Source organism: Marinimicrobium sp. C6131 (assembly GCF_026153455.1).
Classification (GTDB): domain Bacteria; phylum Pseudomonadota; class Gammaproteobacteria; order Pseudomonadales; family Cellvibrionaceae; genus Marinimicrobium.
In genome coordinates, this window is sequence record NZ_CP110629.1 from 3590051 (window position 1) to 3613400 (window position 23350).

Genomic DNA, 23350 nt, shown 5'->3' on the forward strand with positions numbered 1-23350 from the left:
ACATTCTCTCGTCACTATAACGATCCACAGAATCTCACGCCAATAATTCCACGATCAGTTATAAGGGGATGTTATGAAGTTCCGTCAAATGCCATTGGCAATCGCCGTTACCGCACTGTCTGCAGGTAGTGCCTCGCTGGCTTATGCCCAGCCGTCCAACTTGCAGGAAGAGTTGGTTGTTACCGGGCAGCGTGAAGCACGTAATGAAGCTATCGACCTGTACCGGGACTCGGACAGCATTACCAACTTTATTGCCTCGGACGCCATGGGTCAGTTTGTGGACCAGAACGTGGCCGAGTCCCTGCAGCGCCTGCCGGGGGTGTCCATCTCCCGTGACCAGGGCGAAGGCCGCTTTGTCAGCGTGCGCGGTGTGAGTGCGGGATTGAGCTCGGTATCCATTAACGGTATGCGCATCGGTACCCCGGAAGACGGCTCCCGCGCGGTACCGTTGGATGTGATTCCCACCGGCTCCGTTGAGCTGATCGAAATCACCAAGGTACCCACGCCGGATATGCCCGGTGACGCCATCGGCGGTGCGGTCAATGTGAAGTCTGGCTCCGCCTTTGATTACGACGGCGACACTTTCCGCTATCGTGCCGAGGGGTCCTACAACGAGTTGAGCGAGAAGACCAGCCCCAAACTGCAGGCCAACTACACCGACGTGGTGAATGCTTTTGGTGGCTCTGAGAACTTCGGAATCTCCCTCGGCGCCAACTTCCTGGATCGCGAATTCCAGTCCGACAATATTGAGGCCGCCTATTACGAAAACGATGATCTCGGTGAGACCGTCAAGGCCCTGCAGGAAGTTCAGCTGCGCAAGTACTACGTCAACCGCGAGCGCATCGGCGCCAACGTCAACCTGGAATATCGTCCGGATGACACCAGCCGCTACTACATGAATACCGTATTCAGTCGGTTCACGGATGCCGAAACCCGTCAGCGTAGTATTTACGTGTTTGAAGACGGCGCTCTGACCAATTTTGATGGCAACAATGGTACCTTTGAAGACATCGCCGAAGACGGCTTCCGTCGACGCATCCGCTTCCGCACCAAAGAGCAGGACACCACGGCTCTCGCGCTAGGGGGTGAGCACATCATGGAATCCATGGAATTGGATTACCAGTTGGGCTACTCGATGACCCGTGAGGAAGTGCCCGATGAAACCGAGGGTCGGTTTGAGTACCAGACCCAGGCGCTCGACGGTGAGTTCACCATTGGCCAGGGGATTCCGACCTTCCGTATTCTGAACGACGGCGTTGAAGATACCAGTCACCTGAATCACGCCGAGTATCTGCTGGATCGCGTGGTACTGGAGCCGAAATTCATCGACGATGACGACCTGAACTTCTCGGCCAACGCCCTGTTCCGCGATGCCTTTGGCCAGCGCAACTTCTCTCTGAAAACCGGTATTGATTTCCGGGCGAAAAGCAAAGATGTCGACGTCAATGAGATCGAACTGCGCGATGTGCCCGAGCTGGGCCTGGAGCCCTACACCATCGGCGCGCCGGATTACCCGTTCGCCAATTTGGGTGCGGGAATCAGTGAATCAATGTTCCTGAGCGATTTCTACGCTGACCGCGATGCATTCCAGATTCGCCCGCAGGATGAAGACGAAGCGCGCGAGTTGCAGCAGGCCGAAGATTTTGTGGCCGACGAGGATGTGCTCGCTGGCTACCTGATGGGCACCTGGCAGGCCGATAACTGGCAGGTGATCGCCGGGGCGCGGGTGGAGTACACCGACTACAGCGCCACGGGCAATCAGTTGGAATTTGATGAGAACGGGGATCTGTCGATCACCGATCGCTCCGTGGAATCCGACTACTCCAATGTGCTGCCCGGCCTGCATTACCGTTACAACCTGAGCGACGACATGGTACTGCGGGCGGCCTGGAGCACTACCGTCGCCCGTCCCAGTTTTTCCGACATCTCCCCGCGTTTTTCCATCAACCGGGAAGACCAGGAAATTGATGCCGGTAACCCCGATCTAGATCCCTACCAGTCCACCAACTTTGACATTATGTTCGATTGGTACCGCGAGGGGGGTGTGATCTCGGCCGGCGTTTTCCACAAGGATATCGACGATTACATCGCTGAATTCACCACCACGAATAACGCCGAGTTTGCCGGGTACGAAGTGACCACACCGGTCAATGGTACCGACGCCTCGGTGACCGGGGTGGAATTCAATCTGGAAGAGCAGTTGGGCGCCTTCCTGGTCGGCGGTAACCTGACTTTCCTGGACACCGAGTTGTCTCTGGAGCAGCGCGAGGGCGAAACCTTTGCCCTGCCCGAGTCGGCCGAACAGTCCGGTAACCTGTACGTCGGTTACGAGATGGGCCGCTTCAGCACACGCTTGAGTATTTCCCACCGTGACGAGTATCTTAGTGAGGTGGGCGACAGCCGGGCGTTTGATATTTATGTGGCGCCGCACACCCAGGTGGACCTGACCGCGTCGTATCGCCTGGCGGAAAGTCTGGATCTGGTGTTCGAGTTGGTGAATATCAATGACGAACCGCTGGAGTTGTATCAGGGTTCTGAGGGTTACACCTACCAGTTGGAGGAATACGGTCGCACCGCGTCGTTTGGGGTTAAGGGGAGTTTTTAACCCGCTTGGGTTACGGCGGAGCGCAGCGGCATAAACACACGTAGGGCGGATCGGTCCGACGCCTCGGAGCGGAGCGCATCCGCCGTAAACTCACCCGACGACACCACCAAACAAAAAACGGCACCCTCGGGCGCCGTTTTTTTATGCGTGCTTCCCAGGCTTTTTCTTAAGCCCCTTCGCTCTCCACCGCGTTCCGATACCCATCGGCATCCAACGCATCGTCCAGCTCCGCCGTATCGGTCGGCTGCACACGGAAGAACCAGCCATCGTCGTAGGGCGAACCGTTCACGGTTTCCGGCGAATCTTCCAGCGCGTCGTTGATGGCAATCACTTCGCCGCTGACCGGCGAGTAAATGTCGGAGGCGGCCTTCACCGATTCCACCACCCCGGCTTCCTCGCCCTTGCTGACGGTGCTGCCGACTTCCGGCAGTTCCACAAACACCACATCACCCAGACTGTCCTGGGCGTGATCGCTGATGCCGATGGTGACGGTGCCATCCTCTTCCAGCCGAGCCCACTCGTGGCTGGGCAGGTATTTCAGTTCATTGCGAATCTCGCTCATGGCTCGCTTTCCTGTGGTCAGTTGAATAAAAATTAAATGAGGGCTTTGCCGTTGCGGACAAACGCCGGTTTGGTGACTGAAACGGTCACCCACTTGCCGCGCAGTTCCACTTCGCACTGCTCGCCCACCTCGATGGGCACCCGGGCCAGGGCGATGCTGTGGCCCAGGGTCGGGGAGAAGCTGCCGCTGGTGATCACACCTTCGCGCTCGATCCCCGCAACACGCACTCGCTGGCCAGCGCGCAGCACACCGCGCGCGGTCATGCTCAGGCCCACCAGCTTGTCCTGCACACCGGCTGCCTTCTGGTCGGTCAGCGCCTGACGGCCGACAAAGTCGCGTTGCTCCGGTATCCAGGCGATGGTCCAGCCCATATTGGCCACCAGGGGCGAGGTCTGCTCATCCATCTCATGACCGTAGAGGTTCATGCCCGCTTCCAGACGCAGGGTGTCACGCGCGCCCAGACCGCAGGGCGCTACCCCGGCTTCAGCCAATGCTTTCCAGAGTGCCTCTGCCTGCTCGCCGGGCAACACGATTTCCAGTCCGTCTTCACCGGTGTAACCGGTGCGGCCGATAAACCAGTCGTCCGCCTCATGGGCTTGAAACACGCTCAGTTGTTCAATGCCTTCGGCGTACTGGGGCAACACTTGAGTCACCCGGGCAATCGCCTCGGGGCCCTGAACCGCGATCATGGCCAGATGCGGGCGCTCATCAATTTCGACATCGTAATCCTGACCGACTTCACGCATCCAGGCCAGGTCCTTTTCCCGCGTGGCACAGTTCACCACCAGCCGATAGTGGCCTTCACGCAGAAAGTGTCCCTCCCGATTGTAGACAATCAGATCGTCCACCACGCCGCCCTCGTGGTTGAGCATGCCGCTGTACAGGGCCTTGCCGGGCTTGCCGTCCAGCTTGGCCACATCGTTGGCCAGCAGGTACTGCAGGTAGGGTTTGGCGTGGGTGCCGCAGACGTCCACCACGGTCATGTGGGACACATCGAACATGCCGGCGGCCCGCCGCACCTGGTGGTGCTCTTCCATTTGCGAGCCATAGTTCAGTGGCATGTCCCAGCCGCCGAAATCAACGATTTTCCCACCCATGGCGACATGGGTGGCGTACAGAGGGGTGCGGTTGCCCATAGTGTGCTGGTCCAGAACGTGGGATCGGGCGGAAGCAATGGCTCCCGTAAGACCGGTAAAAGGCCGCTATTTTAGCGGCCCGGGGGCGTTTTAACCAGTGGGGGCGTCCGCTCGTCCGAGGGTCAGGGTTTCGGGCCGGAGCTGAGGGTGGTGGCCGTGCGCGCGGGCAACCGGCTCTGGCGGATCATCAACATCACCGGCGCGATACTGAGCACGACCAGGGTCAGCGCCGGCAGGGCGGCCCGGCGCCACTGGCCCTCGCCGGTGAGTTCGTAAATGCGTACCGCCAGGGTGTCCCAGCCGAAAGGGCGCAGCAGCAGCGTGGCGGGCATTTCTTTCATGGTATCCACCAGTACCAGCAGTGCCGCGGTCAGCAGCCCGGGGGTCAGCAGGGGCAGGTACACCCACAGCAGCACACGCCATTGATTGGCGCCCAGGCTGTGGGCGGCTTCCTGATAGCTGGGGCGAATGCGCTCCAGGCTCGACTGCACCGGGCCAAACGCTACCGAGAAAAAGCGGATGGCGTAGGCGAGTATCAGTGCCAGCAGAGTGCCCACCAGCAACTGTCGGGTTTCCAGGCCCAGCAGCGACTGCACCCGGTTGATGATTTCCCGGTCGATAAACGCAAAGCCGATCATGATGCCTACCGCCAGTACCGAGCCGGGCAGGGCATAGCCCAGGCTCGCCAGGCGCACCGCGCCACTGACCTGATGCTTGCCCAGCAGGCGCTGGCCGTAGGCCACCAGCAGCGCGAGCAGCGTGGTGGCCAGTGCCGCCACCCCGCCGAGAATGAAAGTGTGGCGAATCAGGCTCCAGTAACGACTGTCCAGCGCGGCGGCGCCTTCGGCCCAGGTCCACAGGGCGAGCTGGCCGATGGGGATGACGAAGGCGACCACAAAGACGGCGGTGCAGTAGCCGCTGGCCAGCCAGGCCTGGGTGCCTTTGAGTGCATAGCGCTGGGTTTCCCGGCGCGGGGTCTGGTGAAAGCGGCTGCGGCCCCGGCCTTTTTGCTCGGCGAACAGCGCCAGGGCGACAAACAGCAGCAATAACGAGGCGAGCTGGGCGGCGGCGGTCAGATTGAAAAAGCCGAACCAGGACTTGTAGATGGCGGTGGTAAAGGTGTCGTAGTTGAACACCGCCACCGCGCCAAAATCCGCCAGCGTTTCCATCAGCGCCAGGGAAATACCCACCGCAATGGCCGGCCGGGCCATGGGCAGGGCGACCCGCCAGAAGGCACCCCAGGGGCCTTTACCGAGCAGCCGGGCGGCGTCGGTCAGGCCGCGCCCCTGAGCGATAAAGGCACTGCGTGCGAGCATGTACACATAGGGATACAGCACGCAGGTCATGATAAACACGACCCCGAGCGGGCCACGAACCGGGAGGAAGTCCACGTCCGGGCCGAGCCAGGCGCGCCAGAGGCTCTGAATCGGTCCGGCGTAATCGGTGATCGCCAGAAACACAAAGGCGACCACATAAGTGGGTACTGCCAGCGGCAACATCAATGCCCAGTCCAACCAGCGGCGGCCGGGAAAGTCGCACACCGCCACCAGCCAGGCGAGGCTGACGCCCAACAGGAGCGTCCAGAGCCCGACCCCCACCACCAGAATCAGGGTGTTTTCCAGCAGACGCCCGAGCTGGGTCTGAATCAGGTGCTGCCAGATGTCCGTCTGCGCATCACCCCAGCTCAGCAGAATGACACTCACCGGCATCAGCACCAACACCGCCATGAACCAGACGGGCAGGTGCCACAGGCGGGCCTGCCAGTAGTGGCGGCGACGTTCGCGCTGGATCACGCTGTGAGTCATGGCTGGATTGGTCAATCGTGGACCTTGACGCGGGGGTTTAACAACAACTTCGGGAGCCGGCCCCACAAGGCCGGCTCCCGATACGGCGGTATGCCTGAATACCGATTACCGGTAGCCGGCGCGATCCATCAACTTGATGGCATCACTCTGCAGGCGACCGGCGGATTCTACATTGACCGAGTCCGCTTTGAAATCACCCCAGGCGGCGACAAAGTCAGACGGCTCGACGCTGCTATTGGCGGGGTATTCCTGATTGGCCTCGGCAAACTGCTCCTGGGCTTCGGGGCTGGACAGCCATTCGAGCAGAGCCTGAGCCGCTTCGGGTTGCTTGGCGTGCTTGGTCAGGCCGGCGCCGGAGACGTTGATGTGTACACCGCGGTCGTTCTGATTGGGCCAGAAGATGGCCAGCTTCACATCCGGATTTTCTTTCTGGAGACGGCCGAAGTAATAGGTATTCACCAGAGTGACGTCACACTGCCCCGCCAATACCGCTTCCATCGCGGAGGTGTCGTTGGAGTGCGGGTCGGTGGCCAGGTTTTCCACCCAGCCGGTGACGATTTCTTCCGTGGCCTCTTCGCCCAACGTATTGATCATGGTAGCGACCAGCGACTGGTTGTACACCTTCTTGGCGGTGCGCAGGCACAGGCGGCCCTGCCATTTGTCGTCGGCCAGGGCTTCGTAGGTGCTCAGCTCGCTGGGGTCGACGCGTTCGGTGGAGTAAACGATGGTTCGGGCCCGTACCGACAGGCCAAACCAGTCGTTGTTGTCCGCCTGCAGGTGGTCCGGGATGTTGCGTTCCAGTACCTCGGACTCAATGGGCTGGAAAAGACCTTCCTGGGAGGCCTGCCACAGGTTGCCTGCATCCACCGTCAGCAGCAGGTCCGCCGGGGTATTGCTGCCTTCAGCCTTCAGTCGCTGAATCAGCGCGCCGGCGCTGTCGGTAATGAAACGGATCTTCACGCCGGTTTCTTCGGTATAGCGCTCGAAGATCGGTTGAATCAGGTGTTCGGCGCGGGCCGAATACACCGTGACGGTGGGTTTGGCCTCGGCCCGGTCGGTCTGGCCTTGCTCGCCGGAGTCGCTGCAGGCCGCCAACAGCAGACCGGTGGTTCCGGCCAGCAGGCCGCCAATAAGAGTGCGGGTCAGTTGTTTCATAGAGAAGCCACCTAATATGCCGATGAATGCTGTCGTTCAAGCAGGAAGTGTAACGCTGCGTAAGATGATAAGTATTCTTATTTACAGAAGCAAACGCTTTCTTAACGTTTTTATACCGCGGTTGTGATGTTGAGACGTCTACACTTGGGCTGATTTCGCTTTGGGCTTACACTGAGTCCTTTCCATCACAATTTCCGCCGTAGTGCGACAGGGGAGTGCCGGGTGAAACTGTTAAGACGTCTGTTCAAGGTTCTGGTAGCGCTGGTGTTGTTGATCGTTATCGCCGCGGTCGCACTGGTGTTTGTGTTCGATCCCAACATGTTCAAGCCACGCCTCGAAAGCCTGGCCCGGGAGCAGGGGGTTGAGCTGGAGATCAACGGTAACCTGGGCTGGCAGTTATGGCCGGCGTTAGGGGTTGAGGTCAACGACATCCGGATCGCCGCCGTCAGCGCGCCGGAAACAGGCATTGCCGAGTTGAACCAGGCGAGTCTCCGACTTGCCATCCGCCCGCTGCTGCGGGGCGAGGTGGCGGTGCACCACATCCTGGTGGATGGGGCCGCGTTGAACCTGGCCGTGGACGAGCAGGACCGAGGCAATTGGGAGGCGCTGCTGCCGGAAGAGGGTGCCTCAGAAGAGCCTGCGCCGGAACCGGCGACCGCCAGTGAGGCCGAGTCCGGCGAGGCTCTGCAACTGGCCGTGGAGCAGATCACCTTGAGCAATGCCTCCTTGCGCTATCGCGATCAGGGCACAGGCCAGGACCTGACTCTCTCGCCCCTGAATCTGGGCATTACCGGCTTCAATCTGCAGGGGCAGCCGTTCAGTCTCGCCCTGGGCTGGGAGGCGGCCATCGAAGATCCCGCCACTCTGGGTAATGAACCGCTGGCGGTCGCGGGCGACCTCGAGGGGCAGATCACCCTGGCCGAGGACTTCTCGCGTCTGGTGCTGGGCAACGGCCGCCTTCGGGTTGACCTGGCCCGGGCCGGAGCTTCCGACGATATTCGCCTGACCCTCAACGCCCGTGTCGATGACCTGCTGACCGGCCCGCGCTACCAGAGCGACCTGACCCTGGAGCCGTTCAGTCCCAGAGCGCTGATGGCCGTGCTGTCGCTACCGGCGCCGGAGATGGCGGATCCGGACGCCCTGTCTCGGGTTGCGGTGAGCGCCCGTGTCGAGGGCAACACCGAGCAGGTGTCGGTGGACCCGCTGCGCCTGGAGTTGGATGAGACCATCATTGAAGGGCGGGCGGCGGTCACCGATCTGTCGCAAATGGCTCTGAATGTCGCATTGACGGGTGACCGGATCAATATTGACCACTACCTGCCGCCCCCATCCGAGGACGAGGCAGAGGAAGACACCGAGAGCACCGGAGACGAACCCCTGATCCCGCTTGAGCTGGTCCGCTCGCTGGATGTCGCCTTCGGTCTGGACTTCGGCGCCCTGACGCTCAAGGGCCTGGAAATGCAGGATCTGAGCGTGCGTCTGCTCGCCCGCGACGGTGTGGTCAATCTGGAACGGGCCACGCTCAACGCCTATGAGGGTCGGCTCGACGCCAACGCCCGCCTGGACGGCAGCGGTGAAACGGCGGTCGTGGATCTGGTGGCGGATCTGAGCGGGCTCCAGTTGGGCCCCTTGCTGGCGGCTCTGGAGTTGGATGAAAAGCTGCAATTGACCGGCGCGCTGAATGCGGACGTGGCGGCGGATACCCGGGGCCTGACCCTGAATGAACTCACCTCGGCGCTGGATGCCCAAGCGGCCTTCTCTGGCGCGCAGGTGCGGCTCGCGCCGCTGAACATTGAGCAGAAGTTCTGCGAAATCGTCAACCGGGTGACTCAGGCGCAAGCCGATCCACAGAAAGCCTGGGCGAATTACACGGAGATGAAGGCGCTGTCCGGAAAGGCCACCATCAAGGATCAGGTCATTCGCCTGGAATCCCTGCAGGCGGGGGTTGAGCGACTGACCGTGGGGGCTCGCGGCCAGTTGGATATGAAGCAGGCGCTGTACGACTTTACCCTGCCCATGCGTCTTGGGAGCGAACGTACCAGTGAAGGCGGTTGCCAGATCAGCAGCAATTACTGGCTGGACCGTAGCCTGTCGCTGCTGCGCTGCCGGGGCTCGCTGGATAACCCCAACCCGCTCGGTGACTGCCGTCTGGATGGTGACGGGGTGCAGTCTCTGATCAAGGAATTTGCCGCTTACAAACTCAAGGAGCAGCACGGCGAGCGCATTGAAGCGGAGAAAGCCCGTGCCCAGCAGAAAGTGGATGAAGAGAAAGCCCGCGCTCAGGAAAAGCTCGACCAGGAAAAGCGCGAGCTTGAAGAGCGGGTGCGAGAACGCCTGCTGGGTGGTGATGATGAGGAAGCGACCGATGAGTCGGGCGAGTCCGAGCCGAGTGCGGAAGAGCGGCTGAAGAATCTGTTCCGCCGCTGATGGTTGCGGCGGCTTGTGTGGTACCGACTGTAGTGACGAGCTGTAAATGAGTAATACCCCCTTTGCCCGTGCCGTGTTGCGTTGGTTTGATCGGCACGGACGCAAGCATTTGCCCTGGCAGCAGAATATCAATGCCTACCGGGTCTGGTTGTCGGAGATCATGCTCCAGCAGACCCAGGTGACCACGGTGATTCCGTATTTCGAGCGATTCATGGAGCGCTTTCCCACGGTCGAACAACTCGCTGAAGCCCCGGTGGATGAGGTGCTGCACTTGTGGACCGGGCTGGGCTACTACGCCCGGGCGCGCAACCTGCACCGTTGTGCCCGGCAGGTGGTCAGCGAGCACGGGGGTGCCTTCCCGCGCCGTGTTGAGGCGCTGAGCGATCTGCCGGGTATTGGGCGCTCCACCGCCGGGGCCATCGCCAGCATCGCCTATGGTGAACGCGCGGCGATTCTCGATGGCAACGTCAAGCGGGTGTTGGCCCGTCATTATGCCGTGCCCGGCTGGCCGGGCCAGACGGCGGTGCAGAATGCCCTCTGGGAGTACGCCGAGGCCAATACGCCAAAACGTCGGGTTGGGGATTACACCCAGGCCATGATGGATCTGGGGGCGACCCTTTGCACCCGCAGCCGCCCGCAATGCGACCAGTGTCCGGTCAATGACAGTTGCATTGCCCGGGCCCAGGGCAATCCCGCCGACTATCCGGGCAAGAAACCGAAAAAAGACAAACCGGTCAAAGCCGTGCAGTTCCTGATGTTGCGCAACCCCGCAGGGGATATACTGTTGCAGCAGCGGCCGCCGCAGGGTATCTGGGGTGGGCTCTGGGGCTTCCCGGAGCTGGCGCGGGATGAGGACGCCCAGGCTCATGTGCAGCATCACTATGGCGATGTGGTGGATCGGGAGGTCTGGGACAGCTATCGGCACACGTTCAGTCACTATCACCTGGATATTACTCCCGTGTTGTTGCAGCTTGCACGGGAGCCCGACACCGTGGGCGAGCGGGCCCAGACCTGGTATCGGCTCGATCGGCCGGAAGCGTTGGGGCTGGCCGCGCCGGTCAAAAAACTGCTACGGCAATTGGCGGAACTGGACCCGCGCGCACTGACGGCGGCGGAATAAACACAGGAGGCACAGATGAAAACGATAATAATGTCCGCGTTGGGCGCGCTGCTTGGGCTGGGATCTCTGTCGACATCGGCCACGAATTTTGAGCCCTTCCAGACCTACACCCGTCCGGCCCTGCCACTGAACGGCGAATGGAAAATCATTGTCGACCCGTATGAAAACGGCTACTACAACTATCGGTACGAGCCGTTTGATCAGATGGAAAATCCGCCGCGCAGCGCCTATTTTCGCGATGCCAAGCCGCGCCACTCCGGGGATCTGATCGAATATGACTTTGACGCCTCCGAGAGCCTGACGGTACCGGGAGACTGGAACACCCAAAAAGAAAAACTCTATTACTACGAAGGCTCCATCTGGTATCGCAAGCTGTTCAATGCGCCCGATATGGAGGACAACCAGCGGACGTTTCTGCATTTTGGCGCGGCGAACTATCGGGCGGATGTTTACCTCAACGGTGAGAAGCTCGGGCACCACATTGGCGGCTTTACCCCGTTCTATTTTGAAACCACCGGCAAGCTGAAACCGCAGAACAACTCCCTGGTGGTCAAGGTGGACAACCAGCGCCAGCGCGACGGTGTACCCACCCTCAATACCGACTGGTGGAATTACGGCGGCATCACCCGCAGCGTGCGACTGCTGGTCACGCCCGAAGTCTTCGTCCGGGATTACAAAATCCAGCTCAATGACCACGATACCGGCGAGCTGTCCGGTTACGCGGTGGTCGACGGGGCCGGCGCCGGACGGGAAGTGCAACTGACCCTGCCGCAACTCAATATTGATGTCCGGGCCACCACCAACGCCGAGGGTGTTGCGACCTTCAATGCCCGGGTAGTGGGCGCCCAGCTTTGGTCGCCGGACAGTCCGCGCATGTATCAGGTTATCATCCGTAGCGGCAATGATCGGCTGGACGACGAAGTGGGTCTGCGCACGATCGAAGCCGAAGGCAAACAGTTATTGCTGAACGGCAAGCCGATTTTCCTGCGTGGCGTTTCGTTGCACGAGGAATACGCCGTGGACGGTGGTGGTCGTGTCACATCGGTCGATGAGGCTCGTAAACAGTTGCAGTGGGCGCGCGACCTGAACGCCAATTTTGTGCGCCTGGCGCACTACCCGCATAATGAGCACATCGTGCGTCTGGCGGATCAACTGGGCATCATGCTCTGGTCGGAAATTCCGGTGTACTGGACCATCAACTGGGACAGCGAGGACACCTACCAGAACGCCCAGGCGCAGTTGGAAGAAATGATCGGTCGGGACAAAAACCGCGCCTCGATCATCATCTGGTCGCTGGCCAATGAAACGCCGGTGAGCGACGCGCGCAACCGGTTCCTGACCCGCCTGGCCGAACGGGCCCGGTCCCTGGACAGCAGCCGACTGATCAGCGCCGCCATGGAAAAGCATTACGACCCCGACGATCCCGAGCGGGCCATTGTGGAAGATCCCCTGGCGGACCTGGTGGATATCGTCAGTTTCAACCAGTACATCGGCTGGTACGACGGGTTGCATGAAAAAGCCGAACGGGTGAGCTGGCACATTCCCTACGACAAGCCGGTGTTTATCAGCGAGTTCGGCGCCGGCGCCAAGCAGGGCCTGCAGGGCGACTCCAACACCCTCTGGACCGAAGCCTACCAGGCCGAGCTGTACCGCAAAACCCTGGCCATGCTCGACAAAATCGACGGTTTCGTGGGCACCTCGCCCTGGATACTGGCGGACTTCCGCTCGCCGCGCCGCCCGCTGCCGGGCATTCAGGATGACTTCAACCGCAAAGGCCTGTTGTCCGAAACCGGTATGCGCAAGGAGGCCTTTGGTGTGCTCCGCGAGTACTATCGCCAACGGGCACTGGAGCGGGTCACTGTGGAAAAGGCGGAACAGAGTGAGTAGTATCCCGGCCACACTGATGGCTTAGGAGGCACGCCGTATGTCCCGCACCGTATTCTGTCGAAAGTACCAACGTGAGCTGGAGGGCCTGGAGCGTCCTCCGCTGCCCGGCCCCAAGGGCCAGGATATTTACGACAATATCTCCCGACAGGCCTGGCAGGAGTGGCTGGCGCATCAGACCATGCTGATCAATGAAAAACACCTGAACCTGATGGATATGGGATCGCGTACCTACCTCAGCGAACAGATGGACAAGTTCCTCTCCGGGGAGGACTACGACAAGGCCGAGGGTTATGTTCCGCCCAGCGGCTCCGGCCCACAAGCCTGACGGACTTCGCCTGTGCCCGGCAGCAATGCGATTCGTACCCTGTTGATCGTCAACCCCGGCAGTCGACAGGGGGCCGAGGCGACGCTGGATGAGGGCGTCGAGCGTCTGCGCGACGCCGGGTTCGAAATCGAGGTGTACCTGTCTGAAGGGCCGGAGCAGAGCCGCCGGGCGGTGCGCGAGCGCCGCGAGCGACTGGATCTGGTCATCATGGCCGGGGGCGACGGCACCATCAGCTCCATGGCCCAGACCCTGTATGAATGTCGACTGCCGCTGGGCACTGCCAACGACCTCGCTCGGACATTGGGGGTGCCTCAGGAACTGAGCGCCGCCTTTGACGTCATCGCCGCCAACCAGCGCCGCCGAATAGATCTCGGAGTCGTCAACAAGCACCATTTTTTCAACGTGGCGAACCTTGGGCTCGGGGTGCAGGTCACAGAAGAGCTGACCGACGAGGTCAAGAAGCAGTGGGGCGTGTTCAGCTATCTCAGAGCGTTCTTTGCCGCGTTGCTGCGGCGCCGTCAGTTCCGGGTCCGGTTGGGCGTTGATGGTCAGTGCCAGAAACTGCGCTCCATTCAACTGGCGGTGGGCAACGGTCGCTATTACGGCGGCGGCAATGTGATCCGGGATTGCGCCAGCGTTGACGATGGTCTCCTGTCGCTGTATAGCGTCCGGCCTCTGGGTGTCTGGGAGCTTCTGACCCTGGCGCCGCTGCTGCGCGAGGGTCAGTATGATCTGGACCACCGGGTCGTAACGGCGCGGGGGCGGCGGATCGACATAGACACCCGGCCGACCGGCATGTCGATACACGCGGACGGCGAGCCGATAACCGCCACGCCGGCACAGTTCCACTGCCTTCCCGGCGCGCTGGAAGTTGTAGCCCCGTCCACAGCGGACAACACTTTTTGACCTGACAGGCTTACTCTATGAACTTGCTCAGAACCGATCTGCAAACCGCCCTGCAAAACCTGCACGTGGGGGCCCAGGAAAGCGCGGACAACCTGCGCGATCTGGCGGAATTTATTGGCGATGATGAAGTGAGCCAGCTGTTTTCCCGTCTGGCCGATGCCCGCGATGATCTGGCCGACGGCCTGGCCAATGCCATCCGTGACGCCGGAGACCTGCCAGCCGCCCCCAATAGCGAAAAGGAAGCCGGTGAGCATCTGATCCACCGCATCAGGGCCCTGTTCTCGGCGGATCAGACGGTCAGCCTGATTCGTCAGTGTCTGGAAGCGGAAGAGCACCTGCATCAGGTATTGACCGAGTGTGATGCTCTGAACCCGGGCGCGCCTTATCCCCACTGGCGGAAAACGGTGAGTGACCACTTGGACCACAGCCGGACACAGTTGGAAGCGTGCCTGAAAAAACATCGGCGCTAGGAATTTGCCAACCCCTCTTGACTCATTGAGTCTGAAACGGTTTAATACGCGCCTCTTGTCGCCGAGCCCCCGGGGCTGGCAGACCAAGAATGGCCCGGATAGCTCAGTCGGTAGAGCAGTGGATTGAAAATCCTCGTGTCGGTGGTTCGATTCCGCCTCCGGGCACCATACAAAAACCCCCGCCTGCAAAGGTGGGGGTTTTTTTATGGTGCCCGGAGGCTGGATGAGAGCCACCGTCTGGTTCGACAAAATTGTCTGGAACAATTTTGGACGCCCGAAGGGCGGGCCGCAGGCCGAGCCCCATGGATGGGGCGAGCATTCCGCCTCCGGGCACCATACTTTGAAAAGACCCCGTCAGTCCCCGTGGCTGCGGGGTTTTTTTATGCCTGGAGGTCGGATGAGAACAAGCCGCCTTATCCATGGTCCAATTACTATCTATCGGGACATCGTCTTGATTCTGATTGCGTTGTCACCTCCGGGAGGCCAGTCATGACGTTATTCAGCAAAGTGAGCGGTGAAGCGATCGACCATAAGCTCGCCGCCGTATTCGACAATGACGCAGACGCCCAGCATTCCGCCGAAGCGATTTTGGAAGCCACCAGTCTCGATCCGGACCAGGTGAAGGTCGTGCGCCCAGGGGACACTCATCCCGGCTGGGAGCTTGAACCTGAAGATCGTGGTATCTGGCGCACGCTCGTGCGTTCTCACCTCTGGCTGGGGCTGTTGGGCGCTTTGACAGGCCTGGCTGTGTTTATGGTTCTGTTCATGATTGGTGTCGGCTTTATTGTGGATAACGGCCTGGTGGCCGCGGCTGTATTGGCGGCGCTGTTCGCTGTTCTGGGTCTGCTCCTGGCCGGGCTGGTGACGCTTCGCCCTGACCACATGCCCTATATTGTGACCGCTCAGTCGGCACTTCGCGCCGGCAAGACGGTCGTTGCCGTCCATGCCAGGGATCGAAATCAGTTGAAGGAGGCAAGGAAAGAGTTGCAGGGGAGGTTTGGCAAAACGGTATCCAGTGTTTAGCACCACAGTATTTGCCAAAAAGTTCTTGACGCCGGCTACAGAACAGATACTATGGGCCCTGCTAGAAAGCTTGTTTTATATTTATGCACAACCATTTCGATTCCTGCCTGTAGCAAGTCGTCCTGTCCGTCATAAGTAATAGCACCATTTCCAGCACAACCGACCCTCGGGTCATCTACACATTTTGATTGATTAAGGTAAGACTATGTCTACAGTTACTGGTACCGTTAAGTGGTTCAACGAAGCAAAAGGTTTTGGTTTCATTGAGCAGGAGTCCGGTCCGGACGTTTTCGCTCACTTCAGCGCCATTCAGGGCACTGGCTTCAAAACCCTGGCCGAAGGCCAGAAAGTAAGCTTCACCGTGACTCAGGGCCAGAAAGGTCCTCAGGCGGAAAACATCCAGCCTATGTAAGCGATTGTCGCTTCGCTAGGTCGCTTGCCCCTCGAGGCAAGCAACGAAAAACGGCGCTCTTCGGGGCGCCGTTTTTTTATGCCCGGTCTTCATGGCTTCGCCGCCGGATTTGCTACACTGCGCCCATTACTGTTGCCCGTCCCGGGCGTGTGATCAGGACACCACCATGCTGGAAACCATTGGCATCAATCCCGCCGAACTGGCGGCCTCGGAAACGCTGCTGAAGCTGCTGATCAGCACGGCGCTGCTGATCACCGTCGTGATCGTGATCCGGGCCCTGTCGGCCCGTTACATCCGCCGTAACGTCACCTCCATGGAATTGCGCCGCCGCTGGCTGGTGCACTCGCGCAATGGTCTGCTGCTGTTCATGTTGCTCGGCCTGATCATCATCTGGGGGGAGGAGCTGCGCACCCTGGCGCTGTCGGTGGTCGCCATAGCCGTGGCGTTTGTGGTGGCCACCAAGGAGCTGATCCTGTGTGTGACGGGCTCCATTCTCAAAGCCGGTGCGGGGTCCTTCAATATCGGGGATCGCATTCAGGTGAAAGATTTTCGCGGTGATGTGATTGATCAGAGCCTGCTCGCAACCACCATTCTGGAGGTGGGGCCGGGCAAACTGACCCATCAGCGCACCGGGCGGATGATCGTCATTCCCAACGCCCTGTTTGTCGCCGAGCCGGTCATCAACGAGAGCTACACCCACGATTATGTGCTGCACGTGTTCACCGTTCCCTTCAAGCGCACCGCCAACTGGCAGGCCGCGCAACAGGCGCTGTTGGCCTCGGCGAACGAACACTGTGCGTCCTATCTGGCCGAAGCCAAGCGCTATCTGAAAAAGCTGAACGAATATCGCGGCCTGGATGCGCCCTCGGTGGAGCCGCGCATCACTCTGCAAATGCCCAGTGCCGAAGAAATTCATCTGGTGGTGCGGATACCGGTGCTGACCGACCGGCGCAGCGCTATTGAGCAGTCCATTCTGTCGGAGGTATTCACGCGTGCCGAGCTTTTTACCCCCAAGACAGAGGACAGTCCCGCCAAATGATCAGCCATCTGAGGCTGTGGTGCGTTGATTAAAGGTACTCAAGCAGATGCAGAGAAAATTTGGCCGCCTCCCTGGCTGCAGTCGGGCCCAAACGGAGGTAATCGTCGTTGGGTTCTTCTTGGGCAAGGTTGCTTCCAGAGCGGATGATCAGATAAGGAACACCGAAGGTCTCGCATACATGGCCCAGTGGAGCGGACTCCATCTCCATTATATCGGCCTTGAACCGCTCTCGCAGCAGCGTTAGCCGGCGTTCCGTCACCCCGAACAGGTCCGATGAAGCAACTACTCCGAACCGGACAGCATTTCTGTAGGTGTCATTGTTGGCCATGACGGTTTGCCTGGGGTAGGTTTCCATTGCCCGCTTCGCCAGCTTCAAAAGATCCTCACTCGGGGTAAATTCATTCTCCACTTCTGTTCCGCCGTTCGGGCTGTTCATGGGGCGATAGGTCATGCCGGTAGAGGTCAGGCTGCCGTAATCGTGTTCATAGGTATGGGTGGCCACCACCACATCGCCAGTTCTCAGATCAGGGTTCACACGGGCGCCTGTGCCCGTCATCAATACCAGCCTGGGCCGGAACTCCCGAAGAAACAGGGTGGTGGTCATGCCGGTGTAAGTCTTACCGATACCGGTAATGGCGACTACTACAGGCTTGCCGTGTAGTGTCCCCTGCCAGTAGGGAATACCCCACAGACTCTTCTTCTCCGGGTTCATAAGCGCATCGGTCAAAACTGGAATTTCCTGAGGCACTGCACCAAGAATGACGATTGTCTCCGTGGGCTCATAGACCAGATTGGTGTCTGCGTGGCTGAACTGTGAAAGCAGAAGACATAGGCACAAGACCACGAAGGTCGCCCGCAAAGGAGAGGGGGAACGAGTAATCATAGTGGGTTCTCATGTTGTGTTGGTACAAAGCGTGAAGTAATGAATCGTCGTGTCACCACTGACCTTCAGGGCCCGATTAGTGATCTCACTAATATCAGCAAATTCCATACCCAACTACTATTTTTCTGACTGAATCGTCAGAAAATGGGGGTAGTGCTATCAATGACATATGAAAATGATCAAAAAAAGCGCTCTTTGTGATGACATTGCCCGCAAACTGTGCGCTTTCTCTCGATCCAGACCTCACTCCATAGCGTTCTTCGGGATCTTTCGGGCTTTGTTGATATGTTGTCCGGTTGGACAGTATTTTGCATAAGTGACTTTGATCTTTTTAATCCGATAGGAGAGGTAACTTGTGAAAACATTGATTCTGCGTTCGGGGCTGTTGCTGGCCGCGTTGTTCATGTCCTTTGCCGCCCAGGCGGCGATTCCGGTAAAAGTAGTGGTGGTCGCCATGTTCGAAAATGGTGAGCTGACGGGAGACGAGCCGGGGGAATACCAGTTCTGGATTGAACGTCTGAAGCTCGAGAAAGTGGACTTTCCCCTTGGAGCTCACGATCTGCATGTCAACGACGACGGTGTGCTCGCGATCTGCACCGGCGGTGGTGTGACCAACGCCACCGCGTCCATCATGGCGCTGGGTCTGGATGATCGTTTCGATCTGTCCAATGCCTATTGGGTGATTGCGGGTATTGGCGGTGGAGATCCGCTGGATGTATCGCTGGGCACGGGGGTATGGGCCAAACACGTAGTGGATGGCGATCTTCTCTACGAGATTGACGGTCGGGAAATTCCCGACAGCTGGGATTATGGCCTGATTCCACTGGGTGCCAAAGAGCCCAATCAGGTATCCACCGGTTGGACGGTGGATACCATCTCCTACGATCTGAATTCGTCCCTGGTGGATTGGGCCTACGAATTGACCAAGGACCATCCGGTGGCGGACACGCCTGGGCTCAAAAGCTTCCGGGAACAGTATGAAGGCTACCCCAATGCGCAAAGACCCCCTTTCGTTACCATAGGCGATACGCTGGGGGCCAGCACCTATTGGCACGGTGAGTTGCTCAACAAATGGGCCAATGATTGGGTCAAGCTGCATGCGGGTGATGATGCCAATATGGTCACCACCAATATGGAAGACAACGGCACACTGACCGCGCTGCACCGACTGGCAAAAACCGGCCGCGTGGATACTGATCGGGTGTTGGTACTTCGCACTGTCAGTAACTTCAGTCTGCAGCCGCCGGATAAAACAGCGGCCTGGAGCACCACCGCGCCTTATCCGGATGACAGTCTGCCGGCTTATGAAGCGGCTTTCGGCCTGGGCAATCGCGTCGTGCAGACGCTGTTGAAGGGATGGGACACCTACAAGGACAAAATTCCGGGAGCGCTTTAGCGCATTCTGATCGGGGTCGCGCATGCGGCCCCTTCAATGGGTCTTTGTCGACGTCAGTAAGGCCGCTTTGTCGCGAAGACGTTGAGCTGCCCGCGTATGCTCGGCAATAATCCGGTCGATATCATTGCCAATCAGCTCGCCAGCCTTCACTTTCCAGCGGCCTCCCACCATGACGAAGTCCGCTCGATGAGCCCCGCACAACAGCAGTGCCGCAACTGGGTCCCCGTGCCCGGAGAACCGTGGTTCCTCCAGACGAAACAGTGCCAGGTCGGCCTGTTGTCCTTTTGCCAGCGTCCCCAGTTCCGGTCTCTGCAACAGGGCCGCGCCGCCGCTGGTCGCCATGGTTAACGCATCCAGGTGGCTGCATCCCGCTGCGCCGTAAGTCAGCTTCTGCATCAGCATGGCCAGGCGCGCCTCCTGAATCATGTTGGAGCCATCGTTGGAGGCCGAGCCGTCTACCCCCAAGCCCAAGCGCACCCCAGCGTGGCGCATCTCCTGCGCCCGGCATTGGCCCGAGCCCAGCAGCATGTTAGAGCTGGGGCAGTGGCATACGCCCACCCCGCTACCCGCCAGACGTTGAATTTCGCTGTCGTTGAAATGAATACCATGGGCGAGCCAGACGCGCTCGTTCAGCCAGCCCACGCTGTCCAGATAGTCCACCGGTCGCTGATTGAAGCGATTCAGGCAGAACTGGTTCTCGTCTTCGGTTTCCCCAAGGTGGGTGTGCAGCAGCACATCTTTCTCGACTGCCAGTTGGGCACTCTCACGCATCAGATCCGGAGTCACTGAAAACGGCGAGCAAGGCGCCAGAGCAATTCTGCAAAAGGACTCGGGGCGTCGGTCGTGGTAGCGGTCAACCAGTCGCCGGCTTTCACTCAGAATGCTTGCCTCGGTTTCCACCAGGAAGTCCGGTGGCAGCCCCCCTGCTGATTTGCCAAGGCTCATGGAACCGCGTGTCAGCGTGACCCGCATGCCGATGCTGTGTGCGGCCGATACCTGAGTATCAATGGCGCGGGGCAATAGCGTGCTGAACACGTAATGATGATCAGCAGCGGTGGTACAGCCGGACATCAATAGCTCGGCCAATGCCAGTCGGGTTGATGCGTAAATGGCATCGTCGTCAAGGTTCATCCACACCGGGTAGAGCGTCTGGAGCCAGTCGAACAGACCTTTGTTCAGTGCGGGGGGAAAGGCCCGGGTCAGGGTTTGGTAAAAATGATGGTGGCAGTTGATCAGGCCGGGAAACAGCACATGGTTCGAGGCATCGAATGCCTGATCGTAGGCGGTGGCGGGCTCCCGGCCTTTCGCCACCAGCTCGACGATGTGGTTGTCTCGCACCACCAACCCGTTGTCGGCATTCTCCCCTGTGCCGGTCCAGCATGCCAGCGGGTGGCGCAGCCATAGAACACTCACGACTCGGCTTCATCCAACGCGGTTTGCGCCGCCGGCCGCGCGGGGGGCTCAAGGCCGCAGCCGCGCAAGATCAACTGGCTCAGAAAATCGGAAATATCGCGGATCATATCCGGTTCGTACTCCGCCCGGTTCATGATGGTGAGTACCTGAGTGTCGAAGTCGGCGTAATGCTGAGTGGAGGACCAGATCAGGAAGATCAACTGCATGGAGTCCACCTTCGCCATGCGCCCCTGCTCGATCCAGGTATCGATGACCGCCGCCTTGCGCCGGACCCATTGACGCATTTCGGTGCGAATGTAGTCTTTTAAATGCGGTGCGCCCTGAACGATTTCCATGGCGAACAGTTTGGATGCGCGAGGGTGCGTGTAGGACAGCTCGACCTTCTTCCGGATGAACTCATCAAGTACCACCGCCGGATCATCCTTTTCGGTAATTTCGTCGAAAAAATTGTTCCACAGATGGATCAGGTTATCCAATACCGCAATGTACAGGTTGGACTTGCTCTTGAAATAATAATGGACGTTGGCCTTCGGAATCTGGGCCCGGTCGGCGATGGCCTGGATGCTGGTACCCCGGTAGCCATGTTGAACAAATTCTTCCTCCGCCGCCTTGATAATGTTGGTCAGGTTGCGGTCCCGAATTTTCCCCGCCCGGTACTTGCCGGTCGGGGTTTCGTTGGGGTCGAAGTCCATCGCGTTTTCCAGTGCTTTATTGACCATTGTTATTACGTTCTCCGTTGTAGGGCTCTGATTCCCTGTTGCCTTTATCCGTCGATGCCTTTCACGTACCATTCCAGCTCAAGCAGATCCTCGTCGCTCAGCTCTTCACCCTCTTTCACCATCAGCTCACCGGCCTGATTGTAGATCGGGCCTTCAAAGACAGCATGCTCGCCATTGATGATCTGCATTTTAACGCTATTGACCTTTTCAACAACCCACTCGGGCACCGCCTCGTTAAACGGCGCCACATCCACTACGCCTTCCTTCAGGCCGTGCCAGATGGCGGTCGGCTCCCAAGTACCGTCAAGAACGGCCTGAATCTTGTCGCGATAAATGCTTTCCCAATGCATAACGGCCGCGGTCAGGTGGGATTTGGGGCCATAGCTGCTCATGTCCGAATTGAAACCCACGGAGTAGACGCCGCGCGCCTCGGCCGCCTGAATCACGGCGGGGGAGTCCGTATGCATGGTCAGCACGTCCACGTCCTGAAGGATCAGGCTGTCCGCCGCTTCACGCTCCTTGGCCGGATCGTGCCAGGTATTGATCCACACTACCTTTACTGTGGCGTCGGGGTTGGTTGCCTGAGCGCCCAGGGTGAAGGCGTTGATGCCACGGATCACTTCGGGAATGGGGAAGGCGGCCACGTAACCGATCTGGTTGGTGTCGCTCATGGCACCGGCAGTCATGCCGGCCAGGTAGCGTGCCTGGTAGGCGCGGGCCTGATAGTTGCCGACATTGCGCGCGGTCTTGTAACCGGTGGCGTGTTCGTATTTCACCTGGGGAAAGCGCCGAGCGACTTTCAAGGTCGGGTTCATGTAGCCGAAGGAGGTGGTGAAAATCAGATCGTGGCCACGGGCGGACATATTGCGGATCACCCGCTCGGAATCGGCCCCTTCGGCGACGCTTTCGACGTAGGTAGTTTCGATCTTGTCTCCGAACTCTTCGGCCACAATTTTTCGCGCCCGGTCGTGCATGTAGGTCCAGCCCGCATCGCCAATGGGACTGACGTAGACAAAACCGACCTTGAACGGTTCGGCCGCCTGGCTGGCCAGGCTCCAGCCCAATAGGGCGGTGGTGAGAGCCAGTAGGGGTTTGAGTTTCATACGGTTATCCTCGTTAAGGGCAAAGCGAAAGTCGGTTACTGTGGTGGGTGATACGGCTGCCCCAGGGAGCGGGGGGCGAACAACCCTTTCGCGCCCTTGCGGCTCATCATGAACACCAGCACCACAATGGTGACGGCATAGGGCAGCATCGCCAGCAGATTGGAGGGCACATCGTAGCCGAAGCCCTGCAACAACAGGTGCAGAATGCTGGCAAAGCCGAACAGCCAGGCGCCCAGCAGAATGCGCTCGGTGCGCCAACTGGCGAATACCACCAGAGCCAGGGCAATCCAGCCGCGCCCGGCGGAAATGCCTTCGGCCCACATCGGTGCGTAGGACAGTGACAGGTAGGCGCCGGCCAGCCCCGCCATGGCGCCGCCAAACAGCACCGCCGCGTAACGCACCACCAGAACCTTGTAACCCAGAGCGTGGGCGACCTGTGGGTTTTCGCCCACGGCGCGGATGATCAATCCCAGCCGGGTCGAGCGCATGGTCCAGAACACCAGGGCGAACAGAGCCAGACCCAGATAGACCATCAGATCCTGGCCGAACAGGGCGGGTCCGATCAGGGGGATTTTGTGCAACAGCGGAAGCTCGACCCGGGTCATTCCCTCAATGGACTGGCCCACATACTCGGCTCCGAGAAAGGCACTCAGTCCGGTCCCGAAAATGGTCAACGCCAGACCGGTGGCCACCTGGTTGGAGATCAGCGTCAGTGCGACGAAGGCGAAAATCAGTGAGACCAGAGCGCCCGCCAGGGCACCGATGATGACTCCCAGCAACAGCGAGTCGGCGCTGTAGGCCGCAATAAACGCACAGGCCGCCCCCACCAGAATCATTCCTTCCTGCCCCAGGTTGAGTACCCCGGAGCGCTCTGAAATCATGGCTCCCAAGGCGACCACCAGCAGCGGCGTACCCGTACGGACGGTGGCAAACAGAATATTTTCAAGCAATGCGAGATCCATAA

20 protein-coding genes and 1 tRNA gene are annotated in these 23350 nt (G+C 59.6%); 12 read left to right on the forward strand and 9 right to left on the reverse strand.

Annotated features, from left to right (window positions below):
- Positions 1-73: 73 nt before the first annotated feature.
- Entirely contained in the window at positions 74-2605 is a 2532-nt protein-coding gene (locus OOT55_RS15340; protein ID WP_265366717.1) for a TonB-dependent receptor, read from the forward strand.
- 166 nt (positions 2606-2771) lie between these two features.
- On the opposite strand, the gene gcvH is transcribed toward OOT55_RS15340, so the two are convergent.
- The 4 genes from gcvH to OOT55_RS15360 all read right to left on the reverse strand — a co-directional run bounded on the left by gcvH (position 2772) and on the right by OOT55_RS15360 (position 7263).
- On the reverse strand, positions 2772-3167 hold the full coding sequence (gene gcvH, locus OOT55_RS15345; protein WP_123639303.1) for a glycine cleavage system protein GcvH: 396 nt from the start codon (positions 3165-3167) through the stop codon (positions 2772-2774).
- Positions 3168-3199: 32 nt separating this feature from the next.
- Positions 3200-4303, reverse strand: coding sequence for a glycine cleavage system aminomethyltransferase GcvT (gene gcvT, locus OOT55_RS15350; protein ID WP_265366718.1), 1104 nt, complete (start codon positions 4301-4303; stop codon positions 3200-3202).
- Positions 4304-4425: 122 nt separating this feature from the next.
- Complete coding sequence (locus OOT55_RS15355) at positions 4426-6108, reverse strand: ABC transporter permease (protein WP_265366719.1); 1683 nt, start codon at positions 6106-6108, stop codon at positions 4426-4428.
- Positions 6109-6213: 105 nt separating this feature from the next.
- The gene (locus tag OOT55_RS15360; protein WP_265366720.1) at positions 6214-7263 is read right to left on the reverse strand and encodes a Fe(3+) ABC transporter substrate-binding protein; all 1050 of its coding nucleotides are present in this window, start codon (positions 7261-7263) and stop codon (positions 6214-6216) included.
- Between the two features lie 222 nt (positions 7264-7485).
- On the opposite strand from OOT55_RS15360, the gene OOT55_RS15365 reads away from it, so the two are divergent.
- From OOT55_RS15365 to OOT55_RS15410, 10 genes are all read left to right on the forward strand, one after another.
- Entirely contained in the window at positions 7486-9690 is a 2205-nt protein-coding gene (locus OOT55_RS15365; protein ID WP_265366721.1) for an AsmA family protein, read from the forward strand.
- A 46-nt stretch (positions 9691-9736) separates the two neighbouring features.
- On the forward strand, positions 9737-10810 hold the full coding sequence (gene mutY, locus OOT55_RS15370; RefSeq protein ID WP_265366722.1) for an A/G-specific adenine glycosylase: 1074 nt from the start codon (positions 9737-9739) through the stop codon (positions 10808-10810).
- A 15-nt stretch (positions 10811-10825) separates the two neighbouring features.
- Positions 10826-12697, forward strand: coding sequence for a glycoside hydrolase family 2 protein (locus OOT55_RS15375; RefSeq protein WP_265366723.1), 1872 nt, complete (start codon positions 10826-10828; stop codon positions 12695-12697).
- Positions 12698-12734: 37 nt separating this feature from the next.
- Positions 12735-13022, forward strand: coding sequence for an oxidative damage protection protein (locus OOT55_RS15380; protein WP_265366724.1), 288 nt, complete (start codon positions 12735-12737; stop codon positions 13020-13022).
- 12 nt (positions 13023-13034) lie between these two features.
- A complete protein-coding gene (locus OOT55_RS15385) occupies positions 13035-13928 on the forward strand; it encodes a lipid kinase (RefSeq protein ID WP_265366725.1) in 894 nt (297 codons plus the stop codon).
- A gap of 17 nt (positions 13929-13945) precedes the next feature.
- The gene (locus OOT55_RS15390; RefSeq protein ID WP_265366726.1) at positions 13946-14398 is read left to right on the forward strand and encodes a hypothetical protein; all 453 of its coding nucleotides are present in this window, start codon (positions 13946-13948) and stop codon (positions 14396-14398) included.
- Positions 14399-14490: 92 nt separating this feature from the next.
- Positions 14491-14566: transfer RNA gene (locus OOT55_RS15395), tRNA-Phe, on the forward strand.
- A gap of 321 nt (positions 14567-14887) precedes the next feature.
- Positions 14888-15421, forward strand: a complete 534-nt coding sequence (locus OOT55_RS15400; protein WP_265366727.1) for a hypothetical protein — start codon at positions 14888-14890, stop codon at positions 15419-15421.
- 205 nt (positions 15422-15626) lie between these two features.
- On the forward strand, positions 15627-15833 hold the full coding sequence (locus OOT55_RS15405; RefSeq protein ID WP_024462033.1) for a cold-shock protein: 207 nt from the start codon (positions 15627-15629) through the stop codon (positions 15831-15833).
- A gap of 166 nt (positions 15834-15999) precedes the next feature.
- Positions 16000-16872, forward strand: a complete 873-nt coding sequence (locus OOT55_RS15410; RefSeq protein WP_265366728.1) for a mechanosensitive ion channel domain-containing protein — start codon at positions 16000-16002, stop codon at positions 16870-16872.
- Between the two features lie 28 nt (positions 16873-16900).
- On the opposite strand, the gene mtnN is transcribed toward OOT55_RS15410, so the two are convergent.
- Positions 16901-17755, reverse strand: coding sequence for a 5'-methylthioadenosine/S-adenosylhomocysteine nucleosidase (gene mtnN, locus OOT55_RS15415; protein WP_265366729.1), 855 nt, complete (start codon positions 17753-17755; stop codon positions 16901-16903).
- 355 nt (positions 17756-18110) lie between these two features.
- On the opposite strand from mtnN, the gene OOT55_RS15420 reads away from it, so the two are divergent.
- Positions 18111-19151: a purine-nucleoside phosphorylase gene (locus tag OOT55_RS15420; protein ID WP_265366730.1), complete on the forward strand. Its 1041-nt coding sequence runs from the start codon at positions 18111-18113 to the stop codon at positions 19149-19151.
- 33 nt (positions 19152-19184) lie between these two features.
- On the opposite strand, the gene OOT55_RS15425 is transcribed toward OOT55_RS15420, so the two are convergent.
- Genes OOT55_RS15425 through OOT55_RS15440 form a run of 4 tightly spaced genes read right to left on the reverse strand, consistent with a single transcriptional unit; the run spans position 19185 to position 23348 of the window.
- Positions 19185-20564: an 8-oxoguanine deaminase gene (locus tag OOT55_RS15425; protein WP_265366731.1), complete on the reverse strand. Its 1380-nt coding sequence runs from the start codon at positions 20562-20564 to the stop codon at positions 19185-19187.
- Complete coding sequence (locus tag OOT55_RS15430) at positions 20561-21283, reverse strand: TetR/AcrR family transcriptional regulator (RefSeq protein ID WP_265366732.1); 723 nt, start codon at positions 21281-21283, stop codon at positions 20561-20563. The genes OOT55_RS15425 and OOT55_RS15430 overlap by 4 nt, the downstream gene beginning before the upstream one ends.
- Before the next feature lie 44 nt (positions 21284-21327).
- The gene (locus OOT55_RS15435) at positions 21328-22386 is read right to left on the reverse strand and encodes a BMP family ABC transporter substrate-binding protein (RefSeq protein ID WP_265366733.1); all 1059 of its coding nucleotides are present in this window, start codon (positions 22384-22386) and stop codon (positions 21328-21330) included.
- Positions 22387-22421: 35 nt separating this feature from the next.
- Positions 22422-23348 (reverse strand): ABC transporter permease, encoded by a 927-nt coding sequence (locus OOT55_RS15440; protein WP_265366734.1) that lies wholly within the window; start codon positions 23346-23348, stop codon positions 22422-22424.
- Positions 23349-23350 lie beyond the last annotated feature (2 nt).

Excerpts from the sequence above, each read along its gene's own strand:
- OOT55_RS15405 (WP_024462033.1), top strand. The coding sequence starts at position 15,627 with ATGTCTACAGTTACTGGTACCGTTAAGTGGTTCAACGAAGCAAAAGGT.
- OOT55_RS15435 (WP_265366733.1), bottom strand. The coding sequence starts at position 22,386 with ATGAAACTCAAACCCCTACTGGCTCTCACCACCGCCCTATTGGGCTGG.
- OOT55_RS15340 (WP_265366717.1), top strand. The coding sequence starts at position 74 with ATGAAGTTCCGTCAAATGCCATTGGCAATCGCCGTTACCGCACTGTCT.
- OOT55_RS15410 (WP_265366728.1), top strand. The coding sequence starts at position 16,000 with ATGCTGGAAACCATTGGCATCAATCCCGCCGAACTGGCGGCCTCGGAA.
- gcvH (WP_123639303.1), bottom strand. The coding sequence starts at position 3,167 with ATGAGCGAGATTCGCAATGAACTGAAATACCTGCCCAGCCACGAGTGG.
- mutY (WP_265366722.1), top strand. The coding sequence starts at position 9,737 with ATGAGTAATACCCCCTTTGCCCGTGCCGTGTTGCGTTGGTTTGATCGG.
- OOT55_RS15390 (WP_265366726.1), top strand. The coding sequence starts at position 13,946 with ATGAACTTGCTCAGAACCGATCTGCAAACCGCCCTGCAAAACCTGCAC.
- gcvT (WP_265366718.1), bottom strand. The coding sequence starts at position 4,303 with ATGGGCAACCGCACCCCTCTGTACGCCACCCATGTCGCCATGGGTGGG.
- OOT55_RS15440 (WP_265366734.1), bottom strand. The coding sequence starts at position 23,348 with ATGGATCTCGCATTGCTTGAAAATATTCTGTTTGCCACCGTCCGTACG.
- OOT55_RS15400 (WP_265366727.1), top strand. The coding sequence starts at position 14,888 with ATGACGTTATTCAGCAAAGTGAGCGGTGAAGCGATCGACCATAAGCTC.
- mtnN (WP_265366729.1), bottom strand. The coding sequence starts at position 17,755 with ATGATTACTCGTTCCCCCTCTCCTTTGCGGGCGACCTTCGTGGTCTTG.
- OOT55_RS15380 (WP_265366724.1), top strand. The coding sequence starts at position 12,735 with ATGTCCCGCACCGTATTCTGTCGAAAGTACCAACGTGAGCTGGAGGGC.
- OOT55_RS15430 (WP_265366732.1), bottom strand. The coding sequence starts at position 21,283 with ATGGTCAATAAAGCACTGGAAAACGCGATGGACTTCGACCCCAACGAA.
- OOT55_RS15375 (WP_265366723.1), top strand. The coding sequence starts at position 10,826 with ATGAAAACGATAATAATGTCCGCGTTGGGCGCGCTGCTTGGGCTGGGA.
- OOT55_RS15355 (WP_265366719.1), bottom strand. The coding sequence starts at position 6,108 with ATGACTCACAGCGTGATCCAGCGCGAACGTCGCCGCCACTACTGGCAG.
- OOT55_RS15360 (WP_265366720.1), bottom strand. The coding sequence starts at position 7,263 with ATGAAACAACTGACCCGCACTCTTATTGGCGGCCTGCTGGCCGGAACC.